General features: G+C 39.2%; 15 protein-coding genes. 14 read left to right on the forward strand and 1 reads right to left on the reverse strand.

The features are described from left to right. Positions 1 to 248: 248 nt before the first annotated feature. Positions 249 to 1,628: a hypothetical protein gene (locus HQN83_RS20830; RefSeq protein WP_173092979.1), complete on the forward strand. Its 1,380-nt coding sequence runs from the start codon at positions 249 to 251 to the stop codon at positions 1,626 to 1,628. 107 nt (positions 1,629 to 1,735) lie between these two features. Beyond that, positions 1,736 to 3,049, forward strand: coding sequence for an ATP-binding protein (locus tag HQN83_RS20835; RefSeq protein ID WP_173092980.1), 1,314 nt, complete (start codon positions 1,736 to 1,738; stop codon positions 3,047 to 3,049). Here the strand turns inward: HQN83_RS20835 and HQN83_RS20840 are convergent. Continuing rightward, positions 3,046 to 3,414, reverse strand: coding sequence for a VOC family protein (locus tag HQN83_RS20840; protein WP_173092981.1), 369 nt, complete (start codon positions 3,412 to 3,414; stop codon positions 3,046 to 3,048). The two genes, HQN83_RS20835 and HQN83_RS20840, sit on opposite strands and share 4 nt — an antisense overlap. A gap of 311 nt (positions 3,415 to 3,725) precedes the next feature. Here HQN83_RS20840 and HQN83_RS20845 point away from each other — a divergent pair, with 311 nt between their 5' ends. The 12 genes from HQN83_RS20845 (at position 3,726) to HQN83_RS20900 (ending at position 13,815) form a co-directional block, all read left to right on the forward strand. After that, complete coding sequence (locus HQN83_RS20845; protein ID WP_173092983.1) at positions 3,726 to 4,946, forward strand: FecR family protein; 1,221 nt, start codon at positions 3,726 to 3,728, stop codon at positions 4,944 to 4,946. Between the two features lie 325 nt (positions 4,947 to 5,271). After that, the gene (locus HQN83_RS20850; RefSeq protein WP_173092984.1) at positions 5,272 to 5,886 is read left to right on the forward strand and encodes an STN domain-containing protein; all 615 of its coding nucleotides are present in this window, start codon (positions 5,272 to 5,274) and stop codon (positions 5,884 to 5,886) included. Beyond that, entirely contained in the window at positions 5,861 to 6,259 is a 399-nt protein-coding gene (locus tag HQN83_RS20855) for a DUF6266 family protein (protein WP_173092985.1), read from the forward strand. The genes HQN83_RS20850 and HQN83_RS20855 overlap by 26 nt, the downstream gene beginning before the upstream one ends. Positions 6,260 to 6,362: 103 nt before the next feature. Beyond that, positions 6,363 to 6,569: a DUF2683 family protein gene (locus HQN83_RS20860; protein WP_173092986.1), complete on the forward strand. Its 207-nt coding sequence runs from the start codon at positions 6,363 to 6,365 to the stop codon at positions 6,567 to 6,569. Beyond that, positions 6,569 to 6,850 (forward strand): type II toxin-antitoxin system RelE/ParE family toxin, encoded by a 282-nt coding sequence (locus HQN83_RS20865; RefSeq protein ID WP_173092987.1) that lies wholly within the window; start codon positions 6,569 to 6,571, stop codon positions 6,848 to 6,850. The genes HQN83_RS20860 and HQN83_RS20865 overlap by 1 nt, the downstream gene beginning before the upstream one ends. 233 nt (positions 6,851 to 7,083) lie before the next feature. Beyond that, positions 7,084 to 8,079 (forward strand): type I glyceraldehyde-3-phosphate dehydrogenase, encoded by a 996-nt coding sequence (gap, locus tag HQN83_RS20870; RefSeq protein WP_173092988.1) that lies wholly within the window; start codon positions 7,084 to 7,086, stop codon positions 8,077 to 8,079. After that, positions 8,072 to 8,506 carry a GNAT family N-acetyltransferase gene (locus HQN83_RS20875; protein WP_173092990.1) on the forward strand — a complete coding sequence of 145 codons (435 nt, stop codon included), beginning with the start codon at positions 8,072 to 8,074 and terminating at the stop codon, positions 8,504 to 8,506. Before gap ends, HQN83_RS20875 begins: the two co-directional genes overlap by 8 nt. Before the next feature lie 38 nt (positions 8,507 to 8,544). After that, complete coding sequence (locus HQN83_RS20880; protein WP_173092992.1) at positions 8,545 to 9,738, forward strand: phosphoglycerate kinase; 1,194 nt, start codon at positions 8,545 to 8,547, stop codon at positions 9,736 to 9,738. Positions 9,739 to 9,950: 212 nt separating this feature from the next. After that, positions 9,951 to 10,424, forward strand: a complete 474-nt coding sequence (gene mraZ, locus HQN83_RS20885) for a division/cell wall cluster transcriptional repressor MraZ (RefSeq protein ID WP_173092994.1) — start codon at positions 9,951 to 9,953, stop codon at positions 10,422 to 10,424. Beyond that, positions 10,414 to 11,319 (forward strand): 16S rRNA (cytosine(1402)-N(4))-methyltransferase RsmH, encoded by a 906-nt coding sequence (gene rsmH, locus HQN83_RS20890; RefSeq protein ID WP_173092996.1) that lies wholly within the window; start codon positions 10,414 to 10,416, stop codon positions 11,317 to 11,319. Before mraZ ends, rsmH begins: the two co-directional genes overlap by 11 nt. Then, positions 11,316 to 11,726: an FtsL-like putative cell division protein gene (locus HQN83_RS20895; RefSeq protein WP_173092998.1), complete on the forward strand. Its 411-nt coding sequence runs from the start codon at positions 11,316 to 11,318 to the stop codon at positions 11,724 to 11,726. The genes rsmH and HQN83_RS20895 overlap by 4 nt, the downstream gene beginning before the upstream one ends. Then, a complete protein-coding gene (locus tag HQN83_RS20900) occupies positions 11,716 to 13,815 on the forward strand; it encodes a penicillin-binding protein (protein ID WP_173093001.1) in 2,100 nt (699 codons plus the stop codon). The genes HQN83_RS20895 and HQN83_RS20900 overlap by 11 nt, the downstream gene beginning before the upstream one ends.

Raw genomic sequence — 13,815 nt, forward strand, 5'->3', positions numbered from 1 at the left:
GTTATATGTAAAGATAATAATTTCCATGCTATTATACCAAACGCTGTAAGATAGAAGGAGCGAATTGAAATTCAAAACTCTGGTCGTCCTGAATTTATTTTGCTTCGCTGCTTCTTCGTAGTTAGGGTCTCACAAGAGAAAGAAACCCATGCAAGTGCGAGGCCCTGAAATAAATTCAGGGTGACGGGTTGATTAAACAAATTTGTCATTACCTTCACGATAACCAAACCAAATTATTAAACCTATAAATGAAAAGATCCCTTCTTTTATACTTATTTCTTTGCCTTTGCTGCGGTGCTTATGCCCAGAATGGTGGAGTAACATTTAAATCATCTGATGCGGCTTTGCAAACTGCTTTTGGCAGGGCGAAGGAAATGGCTTTAAGCTATAAGGGAAAACCGGGAGATCCGGTTGGCCCATGGTATGAATCGGCATTGCCACCACGAGCGGCATTCTGTATGCGAGATGTTTCACATCAAAGCATAGGCGGAGAAATTTTGGGATTACACAAAGAGAACAAAAATATGCAACGTCTTTTTGTGAACAATATATCCGAATCAAAAGACTGGTGCTCCTATTGGGAAATAAACCATTTGGGTAAACCAGCAGGAGAAGATTACCGCAATGATAAAGAGTTTTGGTATAACCTAAATGCAAATTTTGATGTTTTAAATACCAACTGGAAATTGTATTTGTGGACGGGCGATCAGGAATATATTAAAGGAGCCGGATTTGAGAACTTCCATGAAAAATCTGTAACAGATTTTATTGATAGATGGGTATTACAGGCTGATTCCCTTTTGACCAGACCGACCCATCCAAATGCACCGGTGCCTTTTAATATTGAAGATTCTTTTCACAGATGTCGTGGTTTACCTTCTTATTCGGAGGGAGTGCCTAATATTAAAATGGGAGTAGATTTGGTTGGAGCGATATACAGAGGGTTGATGTCGTATGCTGCAATATTGGAGTTAAAAGGACAAACTCAAAAGGCGAAATTGTATAAAGAAAAAGCAGCGGCTTATCAGAAGAGCATCGATGATTTGTGGTGGAATGAGTCGGCTTCACGTTACAATACTTATTACTCAAATGATCTTAAGTTTGGCATGGAAGAAGGAGATACCTTTTTGCTTTGGTTTGATGCATTGAAAGAAGGAGACAGAAAGGAAAAGACCATACAGCATTTATTGTCTAGAGATTGGAATATTGAAAACCTATCATACTTTCCTTTGATCATGTATCAGAATGGTCAGGCTGATAGAGCTTACAATTATATGCTTCACTTGACTAATCCTGAAACGAAAAGAAGAGAGTATCCTGAGGTATCTTATGGTGTGATAAAGGGTTTTGTAGAGGGTTTAATGGGTGTAGAAGCGGATGCACGTGTTAGTAAGATTAGCACACTGTATCGCGGAAAAAGTGAAGTTACATCGGAGTTGAATGATTTGCCGGTGTTAAATACATTGATCACGCTAAAGCACGAAGGGAACAAAAAGTCAGTATTAACCAATAATGGTAAAAAGAAAATCCTGTGGCAACCTCGGTTTTTGAACGACAAAGGCAAGGTGATTGTTAAAGCACCAGTTTGGGTACAAGCAGGGAAATCTGTAACAGTAAATAGGATTTAATACTTTGAAATATTGTTGGCGAAGATCGGTGAATGTTTGTATATTTACATAGTTAAGTGACAATTATGTGATTTTTTACACATAATTGTCACTTAAAGTGTGATTTTATGCAAATATACAGAACAGTACAAAAAAAAATATCGCTTTGGAAAACAGATTCAAATCGTAAACCACTGGTGCTCCAGGGAGCAAGACAAGTTGGTAAAACGTGGTTGTTGAAACATTTTGGTGCAACTGAGTTTGATAATGTTGCTTACTTCAATTTTGAAGAGCAACCGGATTTGAAACAATTTTTTGAAAATACAAAGGATATCAAGCGTATACTACAAAATTTATCGTTAGTATATGGGCAGGCCATATTACCTCAAAAAACGCTTATTATTTTTGATGAGATACAAGAGTGTAATGAGGCTTTAAATGCTTTGAAGTACTTTTATGAGAATGCTCCCGAGTATGCAGTGGTAAGTGCAGGCTCATTATTGGGAGTTGCCATGTCTAAAGGGAATTCTTTCCCAGTTGGAAAGGTCGATTTTTTGCAAGTAAACCCAATTAGTTTCTCTGAATTTTTAGCGGCCGATGATTCACAGTTATTCAACTATTTGGAGGGAATTGACAAAATAGAGCCTTTACCTGATATTTTTTTCAATCCACTAGTTGATAAGTTAAAGAAGTTTTTTGTTTGCGGTGGAATGCCGGAAGCAGTAGTTACTTTGTTAGATACCCAGGATGTGGAAAGAACTCAACAAGTGTTGCAAAACATTGTAAGTGCTTATGCACTTGATTTTTCAAAATATGCTGAGCCAAAAGATGTACCTCGGATTAATCATTTATGGTCGTCTATTCCTTCTCAATTGGCAAGAGATAATAAAAAATTCCTATACCAGAGCGTTAGAAGCGGAGCTCGCTCTCGCGAATATGAAGATGCCTTGCTTTGGCTTTCGCACGCAGGGCTTGTACACAAAGTTTGTAGAAGTAGTAAACCGGGTTTGCCAATTTCAGCATACGATGACCTATCAGCATTTAAACTTTACCTGATTGATGTGGGCTTGCTTCGTAGACTCTCATTATTGGATCCTATAGCGGTAAGAGAAGGAGATCGTTTATTTACAGAGTTCAAAGGCGCCCTAACGGAAAATTATGTGCTACAGCATTTAATTAAGAATTTTGAGGTACAGCCTCGTTATTGGACATCGAATAATCAGGCTGAAGTAGATTTTCTGATTCAAGTTAAGAATGAAATTATTCCAATAGAAGTGAAGTCAGACGAGAATGTCAAGAGTAAAAGCCTTTCTGTATATAATGGTCTTTATCAGCCACCTGTTAGAATAAGGTATTCATTGAAAAATCTTAAAAAAGATGAGGGGTTGATTAACATCCCTCTGTTTATGGTGGATTATACTGAAAAGTTACTTTCTCTTTAACTTTCAGGCTCTAATGGTTCCCATAACTCAATTTTGTTTCCTTCGGGATCATAAACCCATGCGAATTTGCCATAGCTTTCTTCCATTGTTTTCTCGTCAATTACTACACCTTCGGCTCTTAGCTCGACAAGTAATTCATCTAGATTGGAAACACGGAAGTTGAGCATGAATTGCTGGTTGTCATTGCCGAAGTAATCAGTGTTTTGAGGGAAAGGAGAAAATACCGTAGGGCCGGCTTCCTGATTCCAGATGTATCCGGTTTTCATAGAGTTGATGCCGAAATGTTTCTCATACCAATCTGCCAGGGCTTCCTGGTCTTTAGAACGGAAGAAAATACCGCCGATGCCTGTGATGCGTGTTGCCATGATATTGGTGTTTATTTATGTAAAAGTGAATTTACTCTTTTGATGGCTTATTTTCACATATTAATTGGCACACTTTTCATCATCTCGTCATCCTGAACTTGTTTCAGGACCTCATTTGAGCAGGTTTTGAATAGCAGATGTGAGATACTGAAATAAATTCAGCATGGCGAATTAGGCCATTAAACAATGTAAAAGTGTGACATCAAAAATGAAAATTCATAATAAATATAAAAATATTTTCTGACCGACTAGGGGATAGGTCTGCTTTTTTACTCTAAGGGTTAAGAGGCGGTATTTATACCCTGGATAAAATGGATAAGCAACAGTTTTTAGCACTTATAGATAAGTACCTTGCAGGTGATGCTTCAATGGAGGAAGAGCAAATGTTGCTTAACTACTATGGCAGCTTTCAGGATACTACTGTTTGGGATGAAAAGGTATTGGGTGTTAAACAGGAGATAGAGCAAAAAATGTTTGGTCGGATACAAGACCACATTAAACAAACCAGAGTTAAAGAACCTGTTAGGTTATGGCCTCGTATTGCTGTGGCGGCTTCTGTTGTAATCGCTCTTAGTACAGCAATATACTTTTATACAACTCGTCAGGCCGACGGTCGTCGTCCTGAACTTGTTTCAGGATCTCTGGATATACTTCCCGGCAAAAATACTGCAACCATTACTCTTGCCGATGGATCAACCATTGTGCTTAGTGAAGCAAAATCAGGAGTAGTGGTAAGCGATAAACAACTCCGGTATAATGACAGTACTGAAGTTAACAGCGCTACAGCTAACAAATCTGTTATAAACGGTCGTCATCCTGAAACCAGCCTTGAATTTAGTTCAGGGTCAGGACCTCGCATTATACAAACCCCTCGCGGTGGTACATACCAAATCACATTGCCGGATGGTACCAAAGTATGGCTAAACGCCGCTTCCTCTCTTAAATTCCCATCAACTTTTCACGAATTAGGAAAAAGAAAAGTTGAATTGAGTGGCGAGGCCTACTTTGAAGTAGCAAAAGATAAATCCCATCCATTTATAGTGACAACAGATAAACAAAGCGTTGAAGTTCTCGGTACACATTTCAATATCAACAGTTATGCTGATGAAGCCGCAACCAAAACAACACTGCTAGAAGGCTCTGTAAAAGTTTCTGCATCCGCTATAAACGGTCGTCATCCTGAACTTGGTTCAGGACCTCGCACAGCTCAGTCCATAATACTCAAACCCGACCAGGAAGCCGTCCTTACCACAAACCAGCTTGCCGTCAAAAATATAAACCCTGAAGATGCCATTGACTGGAAGAACGGGCAGTTTGTATTAAGAAAAGAATCACTTCAAGAGATTATGCGCAAAGTAGAGCGCTGGTACAATGTAGATGTGATTTACAAGGGAGAAATAGAGCCGGTTACTTTTAGCGGATCAGTATCCAGATTTGACAAAGTATCTACCCTGCTTGGTGTGCTCGAAAAAACCAAGAAAGTACATTTTAGTATAGAAGGAAATAAAATAATAGTTGAAAAATATAAATAAACAGCAACGTATGAAAAGAAATCTGAAGGAGCAGCGCTAAAGGAGCGCTCGGGTTACTTAAAATTAAGCCGGGTAGTGCTCGATACACCACCCGACAATAGTTTGAGATGACCTTTCCCGGTATGCCGGGATAAAAAAATCGTATGAACAATTTACCATCAACTCAAACCATTTCAAACTTAGGCATTATTGCTTAACAAAGCAATAATTACGGGCTCTCATCGGCTGCCCTGGGGAGAATACAAATAACGATGAAAGTATGAAATTAACTGCTTTTAACCCGGGCATGTCGCGTCTGTGGCTGCCGCCCAAAATACTACTGATTATGAGATTAATCATAGTGATCATGACTACCTTTTTACTGCAGGTTAGTGCTTCTGGTTTTGGGCAGAGAATAACTTTGACCGAAGTAGATGCACCTCTGGAACAGGTTCTGAATAAGATAAAAGTACAAAGTAAAATGAACATCCTTTTTGCTGATGATATTTTTGATCAGGCTAAAAAGGTGAGTGTTAAATTATCTGATATTCCTTTAAAAGATGCGCTTGATAAAGTGTTGGAAGGGCAAGCGTTAAGTTATGAACTGAGTGATAATACCATAGTGATTAGAAGAAAGGAGGCTTCTTTTGTTGATAAAACGAAAAGCGCTATCCTGAATTTATTTCGTTCAATCGATGTACATGGTAGGGTGGTTGATGCTAATGGTCAGCCGTTGGTCGGGGCTTCGGTAGGGATAAAAGGGAAAGGAAATAAAGCTGCCAGTACCAATAGCAAAGGCGAGTTTTCTTTGCAGAATGTAGACGAGGGTGCGGTGTTGTTGATTTCATTTATAGGTTATGCACCTAAGGAAGTAAAGGCTTCGAAAGATGTTGGGGGTGTGGTGTTGGAATTGAGTTTGTCTAAACTAGATGAATTTGGCGACTTCACTTCATTTAAATGAGGCGGTTGTTGGCAAAGGCCCTGATTATACGATTGATTTTAAAAAGGCAGTGTTTAGCAGAGGTGAGTTGTTGGTGTCGTGGATATTGGAGATTTTATGCTTAATAGATGGTTTGTTAACCATTAAATGGGCTTATGCTCCTGAGTCGGTGTATTGTAAAGATAATGATAGGGCTAATTTTATTGTGTATAATCCCATCAAGGAGCAGTTTGTTACGTTTGAGAATTCAGCAGAAAGAAGTGACAATGAGGTAAGCTTACAGTTGCCTGGTAATTTTACGGGGGATCTTGTGCATTGCTGGATGGGGTATGTAAATGATGCGGGTGATAAAGTAAGTACTAGCGTTTATTTAGGAGAAATGGTGATTGGGTAAAGGGGGAGGTTTTAATGAGGTAATGAGAATTTGGAAGCATTAGCATTGTTATTAGGAACAATATTTGTTAAATTTGTATTCACTGACAAGAATTATTTAAATTATGGAAACGTATTTTGTGCATCCGGATAAATCGCAGGAAAAAGCATTAAGGGCTTTTCTAAAGGCTTTGGCCGTTCCTTATGAGAAGAAAAAGGATGAGCCGCTTCCTGATCATGTAGTTAAAGGCATTAAAAGAGGACAGGATCAGCTTAAAAGTGGATTGGGCAAAACTACACAAGAAGTATTTAGAAAATACGAGAATTTATAATGCAAATAATTTGGGCTCCCGAAGCAGAGGAGACATTTGATTCTATAGTTACTTTTATTACAAATAATTGGGGTACTTCGGCTTCAAGGGGCTTTATAAAAAAGACGGGAAAGTTGCTGAAATCAATTTCTTCAATGCCTCATATGTTTCCCGAAACAGAAATTCCGAGTGTGAGGAAAGCTGTAATTGTATCTCAATCTATTGTGTTTTATGAGATTCATGAAGATCATATCGGACTACTGTTTTTTTGGGATAACAGACAAGAACCATTATCTTTCTAATCAGCTTACTTTCTCTTGCGAGGTCCTGATACCGGCCTTCGCCGGCATGACGAATTCAGGATGACGGCCACTTTATTGATGACGACCCCTTTAATACCATCGTCTAAATACTAAGTACTACTTACTAAATGCTATTGGTATAATACCCACGTAATTTTTAATAATCCCTTCCAATTTTATACCACTGCTAATAAGAATATAGGTACTTTTGCCGCCAGAACAAAACGAGTAAAATGAATATCGCAATTAATGGTTTTGGTAGGATTGGGCGCATCTTTTTGCGTACTGCTATCGAAAAAAACATCAACGTTGTTGCCATCAATGATCTGGGAGATCCGGCTACATTGGCTCACCTTTTTAAGTACGATACCGTACACCGAGGTTTTAAGGGGACAGTGAAATTTGAAAATGACAGCTTGATCATTAATGGAAAGAAGATTCTTGTTTATGCAGAACCTAATCCTGAAAAACTACCATGGGCTGATCTGGGGATTGATCTGGTATTAGAGTCGACAGGTAAGTTTGCAAGTAAGGCAGGGGCTGATCTTCATTTAAAAGCAGGTGCTAAACAAGTGCTGATATCGGCGCCATGTGGTGATAAAGGTGTAGAAATGGTGGTGTTGGGTGTGAATGATGCAGATGTAGATTTGACAGCTCAGGTGCTTTCCAATGCTTCGTGTACCACAAATAACGTGGCGCCGATGGTTAAAATATTGGACGACAACTGGGGAATCCTTGATGGATACATCACTACTGTGCACTCGATGACAGGCGATCAGAACCTGCATGATGCTCCACATAAAGATTTACGCAGGGCAAGAGCGGCATCGGCATCTATTATACCAACCAGTACGGGTGCTGCAAAAGCGATTACCAATATATTTCCTCATTTGGATGGTAAGTTGGGTGGTGCAGGTATCAGAGTTCCGGTATTAAATGGATCGTTAACTGATTTTACCTGTATTCTTAGAAAGGAAACTACCATCCAAGAGATCAATGCGGCTTTTAAAAAAGCTTCGCAAAATGAGATGAATGAAGTATTGGAGTATACTGAAGACCCGATTGTTTCCGTTGATATTTTAGACAATCCGCATTCCTGCATCTTTGATAGTCAGCTAACCTCGATAGTGGGCGACTTGGTAAAGGTAGTAGGGTGGTATGATAATGAGTCGGGCTACTCTGCGCGACTGGTAGATGTGGTGCAGAAAATTATAAAGAATAATGGTTAAATATATAAATGCTGAGGATACGTTGCCACTGAGGAGCAGTGTTTTAAGGGACAGCCTTCCTTTTGATCAGTGCGTGTTTCCGACAGATGATATTGATGGAGGTTTTCACTTGGGGGCTGTAGCAGATGAGCAAATAGTTTCTATAGCTACATTTTTTCCGGAAGACTATCCAGAGCAGGGTGTAGGGGGATTTAGGCTTCGCGGCATGGCTACCGATCCGGCTTTTGCAGGTAAAGGTTATGGGGCAAAACTGATAAATTTTGCAGTTTCGGCACTTACATCCGCTAATGCTTCTTATATTTGGTGCAACGCAAGGAGTTCGGCTGTGGTATTCTACAAGAAATTAGGCTTTGAGGTAATCTCCGATGAGTTTGAAGTTCCCGGAATAGGGCCGCACTTTAACATGATTAAATATTTAACAGCATAAATTTAGAACCAACCAATACAAAAACAATAATTTAAAAAATGAGAACAATAGATCAATGCAACTTTGCAGATAAGAAAGCTTTAGTCAGAGTTGACTTTAACGTCCCTTTGGATAAAGATTTTAATATTACTGATGATAAAAGAATGCGTGCTGCGCTACCTACAATCAATAAAATATTAAATGATGGCGGTAGTGTAATTCTAATGTCTCACCTTGGCAGACCAAAAGATGGTCCGAATGATAAAGATTCTTTGAAACACATTTTAGGTGATCTTTCGAGAATGTTAGATATCGAGGTGAAATTTGCTAATGATTGTATTGGTGCTGAAGCCGTAGAAAAAGCGAAAAACTTAATTCCGGGACAAGTTCTTTTATTAGAAAACTTACGTTTTTATAAAGAAGAAGAAAAAGGTGATAAAGCCTTCGCTGAAAAATTGGCTCAACTTGGAAACGTATATGTAAATGATGCTTTCGGAACTGCACACCGTGCACATGCTTCGACTGCTATTGTTGCTGAGTTTTTTCCTAATGATAAATACTTCGGTTACTTAATGGCTGAAGAATTGAAAAATGCTGAGAAAGTAAATCATGGTGCTGTTAGACCTTTTACTGCTATTATGGGTGGTGCTAAGGTTTCTGACAAAATTTTATTGATTGAAAGCTTACTTGAAAAAGTAGACAACCTGATTATAGGTGGTGGTATGGCTTATACTTTTGCTAAAGCACAAGGTGGTGAAATTGGTACTTCTTTATTAGAAGCTGATAGAATGGCGCTTTGCTTAGAGTTATTGGATAAAGCTAAGGCTAAAGGTGTAAACTTAGTTTTACCTGTAGATACTGTTATTGCTGATAAATTTGACAATGATGCACAAAAAGGATCAGTTGATGCCGGACAAATTCCTGCTGACTGGATGGGCTTAGATATCGGTCCGAAAACTGTTGAGTTGTTCTCAAGTATCATTAAAGACTCTAAAACATTGTTATGGAACGGTCCAATGGGTGTTTTTGAAATGGCAAACTTTGAGCAAGGTACACGTGCGGTTGCTGACGCGGTTGTTGCTGCAACTAAAGAAAACGATGCTTTCTCTTTAATCGGTGGTGGTGATTCTGCTGCTGCAATTGCGAAGTTTAATTTAGAAGATGAAGTAAGTTATGTATCTACCGGTGGTGGTGCATTGCTTGAATATATGGAAGGTAAAGAATTACCGGGTGTTAAGGCTATAAATGACTAGACAACCTGACTAATTTTAAGGACAGGCGTTTCGTTTTTGCGAAACGCCTGTTTTGTTTACCACTTCCTCCCACCGTGTTTTATGGCCTTTTTATAGTAAAAATGGGGGAAAGTGGTAGGTAAATAATATGTGGAAAACTTTTTGTGGTAGAATGTGGTAAAAAGTGGTAGAAGTACCTATTTTTACACTACATAAAAAGTGCACATATTATAATGGTTCAGTTATTAGGAGAATTTGATTGTAAATTAGACGCGAAAGGCCGCTTGATGGTCCCTTCGAGCCTAAAAAAACAATTGCCTAATGTTGAGCAAGAGGGACTTGTGATTAACAGGGGTTTTGAGAAGCACCTGGTAGTTTATCCTAAAAAAGTATGGGAAAAGATAGTGGAGGACTTGAGTAAGCTGAATCCGTACGAACAAAAAAACAGAGAATTTATAAGATTATTTACCCGCGGCGCGACGGAATTGACACTGGATGCGACCGGTAGGGTTAATTTGCCTAACTCTTTACTGGAATCAGTAGGTATTGAAATTAATACTGAGCTGGTACTGGCTTGTCAGTTTGATAAGATTGAGGTTTGGTCTAAAAAATCATACGAAGCATTATTTGATAAAGATCCTGCTGACTTTGCGCTGCTTGCTGCCGAAGTGATGGGAGATAAAAACAGGAGGGAAGATGGAAAATAATTACCACGTTCCAGTATTGTTAAAAGAGTGCATCGATGGTTTGGATATTAAACCTAATGGTGTTTATGTAGATGTTACATTTGGTGGTGGCGGACACTCCAGAGAGATTCTTAAACACTTGGGTAAAGACGGTGTGCTGATCGCTTTTGATCAGGATCCGGATGCGCAAAGAAATAAGATTGATGATCCGCGCTTTCACTTTGTAGATCAGAATTTCGCTTTTCTTAAAAATAACCTGCGCTTGCTAGGTTTTAAAGCTGTTGATGGCATCCTAGCTGATCTTGGTGTTTCTTCTCATCAGTTTAATGAGCCGGAAAGAGGTTTCTCGACCAGGTTTGATTCTGCATTAGATATGCGAATGGATAAACAGGGTAAGTTGACTGCGGCGGAAGTATTAAATACATATACAGAAGAAAAGTTACATAGGATATTCGGAATCTACGGTGAGGTTAAAAATGCAAAGTCGTTGGCTAAAGCAATTGTAACTGGTCGTATAGAACGCCCTATAGAAACGCTGGCTGATTTTAAGAAAGCGGTAGCTGCATACATTCCAAAAGGAAAAGAAAATAAATATATGGCGCAGGTTTTTCAGGCCCTGCGCATCGAGGTGAATGCCGAGATTGAAGTGCTGGAGAATTTTCTGGTACAGACTGCTGATGTGCTAAAGAGTGGAGGACGTCTGGTGGTGATGTCTTACCATTCTTTGGAGGATAGGCCGGTAAAAAATTACCTGGCCAAAGGAAAGTTTAAAGGTGAGGTGGATAAAGACTTTTACGGGAACGAACAAAAGCCTTTTAAAGTAATAACCAGGAAAGCCATAATGGCTGATGAAGCAGAGTTGGAACGCAATAGCAGGTCCAGAAGTGCGAAATTGAGGATTGGAGAGCGGTTATGAGTAACAGGTTTAGGGAGCATTTAGATGAGGAGCCCGAAGAAGAAGGAGAGATGGATATCAGGATTAAGAAAAAAGCCCCGGTATCCGAAAATCAGTTCTTTAGGAAGTTGTTTACAGAAGGAGTAGTGAGTAAGGAAGCTGCAACAGAGATGTTGCCGTTTTTGATATTTCTGTCGGTTTTGGGAATGCTGTATATCGCGAATAGCCATATGGCCATCAAAAACATCAGAAATATTGATCAGTTAAGTAAAGAGGTAAAAGAAATGAGCTGGGAATACAAATCGCTTAAGGCTGATTTGATGTTCAAAAGTAAACTAACAGAGGTTGCTAAAAAGGTGGATACTCTGGGGATAAAAGAATTAACAGAGCCGCCTAAAAAAATTGTAATAAGCAGTAATGAATATTAGAGCTAACATATTATTACGTGTTTATCTGTCTTTCGGACTGATTGTGCTGTTTGCCGTGGCAGTACTGATCAGGCTTTGCGATGTACAGTTTGTGGAGGGACATAAATGGCGTGCCATGGCCGACAGTCTCTCTACAAAGTATATCAATGTGGAAGCAGCGCGTGGAAATATATACTCAAATGATGGAAGTTTGCTTGCAACTTCTATTCCTGAGTATGAGCTCCGCATGGATTTGTATGCCGGTGGTATTGCTGACAATGAAGTGTTTGATAGTAAGGTTGATTCATTGGCATTGAGACTTTCTCAATTCTTTAAAGATAAAAGCCCTAAAGAGTATTCAAGGTATTTACGTTCAGCCAGACGTGATAGTGCACGTTACCTGCTGATTAAGCGTAAAGTTGGTTATCAGGAATTGAAAACAATCAGGACTTTTCCTTTATATAATGTAGGGAAATACACTGGTGGTTTAATTGCTGTTCAACAAAACAAAAGAATTAAGCCATTTAAATATTTGGCTGCCAGAACTATTGGTTATAAGAATGAAAATGTTAGCAATGGTGTTGGTTTAGAGGGTGCTTATGGTGAATACATTAATGGTGAAAGTGGAAAAAGACTGGTTCAGAGAATATCTGGTGGTGTTTGGATGCCTGTTAATGATGAAGCTGAGGTAGCACCTAAAGAGGGTGCTGATATCATTTCTACCATTGATATTAATATGCAGGATCTGGCGCAAAGCGCATTAGAGAAGCAATTAAAAATTAGCGATGCGGATCACGGAACGGTGATATTGATGGAAGTGACTACCGGAGAGGTAAGGGCGGTTGCCAATTACACCAGAGTTAAAGAAGGGGTTTACGAAGAGAAGTTTAATTATGCTATTGGCGGTAGTCAGGATCCTGGCTCAACCTTTAAGTTGGCTTCTTACATGGCGCTTTTGGAAGATAATAAAGTAGATACCAATACAATGGTGGCTACGGGAGATGGAACTTACAGGATACCGGGACATACGATTAAAGATTCGCATGGTGGTATTGGAACGGTTACCGTAATGAAAGCTTTTGAGCAATCGGCAAATACTGCGGTAGCTAAATTGGTTAATGCCGCTTATCAGGATAATCCATCGCAGTTTACTGATCATTTGTATGATATTCATATGAATGAAAGGCTTGACCTGCAGATACCTGGAGAAACTAAGCCTGTGATAAAGAATCCATCTTTTAAAAGTTGGAATAAAAATATGACCCTGCCGCAAATGGCTTATGGTTATGAAATGCAGATTACTCCTTTACAGATGCTGACATTTTATAATGCTATTGCTAATGATGGTAAGTACATATCACCAATTTTTGTTAAGGAAATTCGCAGACTGGGAAATCCAATTGAGCAGTTTAGTGCAAGGGTGATATCGGAGCGAGTTTGTTCTGAAAAAACAGTTAAGAAATTACAGGCGATGCTTGAGTCTGTAGTTACCAAAGGTACGGGTAAACAAATGGGATCTCCATTATATAGAGTTGCGGGTAAAACCGGTACTGCACAGGTAGCTGACGGCAACAAAGGTTATAGGGCAAAGAAAAGCTATCAGGCTTCTTTTTGTGGTTATTTCCCGGCTGATAAGCCTAAATATTCCATTATGGTTGCTATTAACGGGCCGAAAAATGGTTACTATGGTGCAGCAGTGGCTGGTCCGGTGTTTAAAGAAATTGCAGATCGCATTTATGCCAGCGATATGGAAATGTATCATGACATTCCAAACGATCATCTGGTAGGAAATACAAAAGCTCCTGAAGCGAAAGTAGGTGAGAGCAAAGCGGTTAAAAAGATATATAAAACCTTGGGTATTAAAGCCCTTTATGCTGATAAGTCTGTAAGTGGTATTGATACCAATAACGGTGTTCCGTATGAAGAGCATGCCGCTGTAAAAGGGGTAATGCCTGATGTAAAAGGCATGGGTTTAAAAGATGCATTATACCTGTTGGGTAATGCAGGCTTAAAAACCAGAGTAAAAGGTGGCGGTAAGGTTATAGCTCAGTCTATACCTGCCGGAAATAGAATTGGAAGGGGATTATTAGTTCAACTTGAATTACAATAA

The organism is Pedobacter foliorum (assembly GCF_013266735.1).
Taxonomy (GTDB): domain Bacteria; phylum Bacteroidota; class Bacteroidia; order Sphingobacteriales; family Sphingobacteriaceae; genus Pedobacter; species Pedobacter foliorum.

Bases quoted from the DNA above. Each gene is read 5' to 3' on its own strand.
- HQN83_RS20830 (WP_173092979.1), top strand. From the start codon at position 249: ATGAAAAGATCCCTTCTTTTATACTTATTTCTTTGCCTTTGCTGCGGT.
- HQN83_RS20835 (WP_173092980.1), top strand. From the start codon at position 1,736: ATGCAAATATACAGAACAGTACAAAAAAAAATATCGCTTTGGAAAACA.
- HQN83_RS20840 (WP_173092981.1), bottom strand. From the start codon at position 3,414: ATGGCAACACGCATCACAGGCATCGGCGGTATTTTCTTCCGTTCTAAA.
- HQN83_RS20845 (WP_173092983.1), top strand. From the start codon at position 3,726: ATGGATAAGCAACAGTTTTTAGCACTTATAGATAAGTACCTTGCAGGT.
- HQN83_RS20850 (WP_173092984.1), top strand. From the start codon at position 5,272: ATGAGATTAATCATAGTGATCATGACTACCTTTTTACTGCAGGTTAGT.
- HQN83_RS20860 (WP_173092986.1), top strand. From the start codon at position 6,363: ATGGAAACGTATTTTGTGCATCCGGATAAATCGCAGGAAAAAGCATTA.
- HQN83_RS20865 (WP_173092987.1), top strand. From the start codon at position 6,569: ATGCAAATAATTTGGGCTCCCGAAGCAGAGGAGACATTTGATTCTATA.
- gap (WP_173092988.1), top strand. From the start codon at position 7,084: ATGAATATCGCAATTAATGGTTTTGGTAGGATTGGGCGCATCTTTTTG.
- HQN83_RS20875 (WP_173092990.1), top strand. From the start codon at position 8,072: ATGGTTAAATATATAAATGCTGAGGATACGTTGCCACTGAGGAGCAGT.
- HQN83_RS20880 (WP_173092992.1), top strand. From the start codon at position 8,545: ATGAGAACAATAGATCAATGCAACTTTGCAGATAAGAAAGCTTTAGTC.
- mraZ (WP_173092994.1), top strand. From the start codon at position 9,951: ATGGTTCAGTTATTAGGAGAATTTGATTGTAAATTAGACGCGAAAGGC.
- rsmH (WP_173092996.1), top strand. From the start codon at position 10,414: ATGGAAAATAATTACCACGTTCCAGTATTGTTAAAAGAGTGCATCGAT.
- HQN83_RS20895 (WP_173092998.1), top strand. From the start codon at position 11,316: ATGAGTAACAGGTTTAGGGAGCATTTAGATGAGGAGCCCGAAGAAGAA.
- HQN83_RS20900 (WP_173093001.1), top strand. From the start codon at position 11,716: ATGAATATTAGAGCTAACATATTATTACGTGTTTATCTGTCTTTCGGA.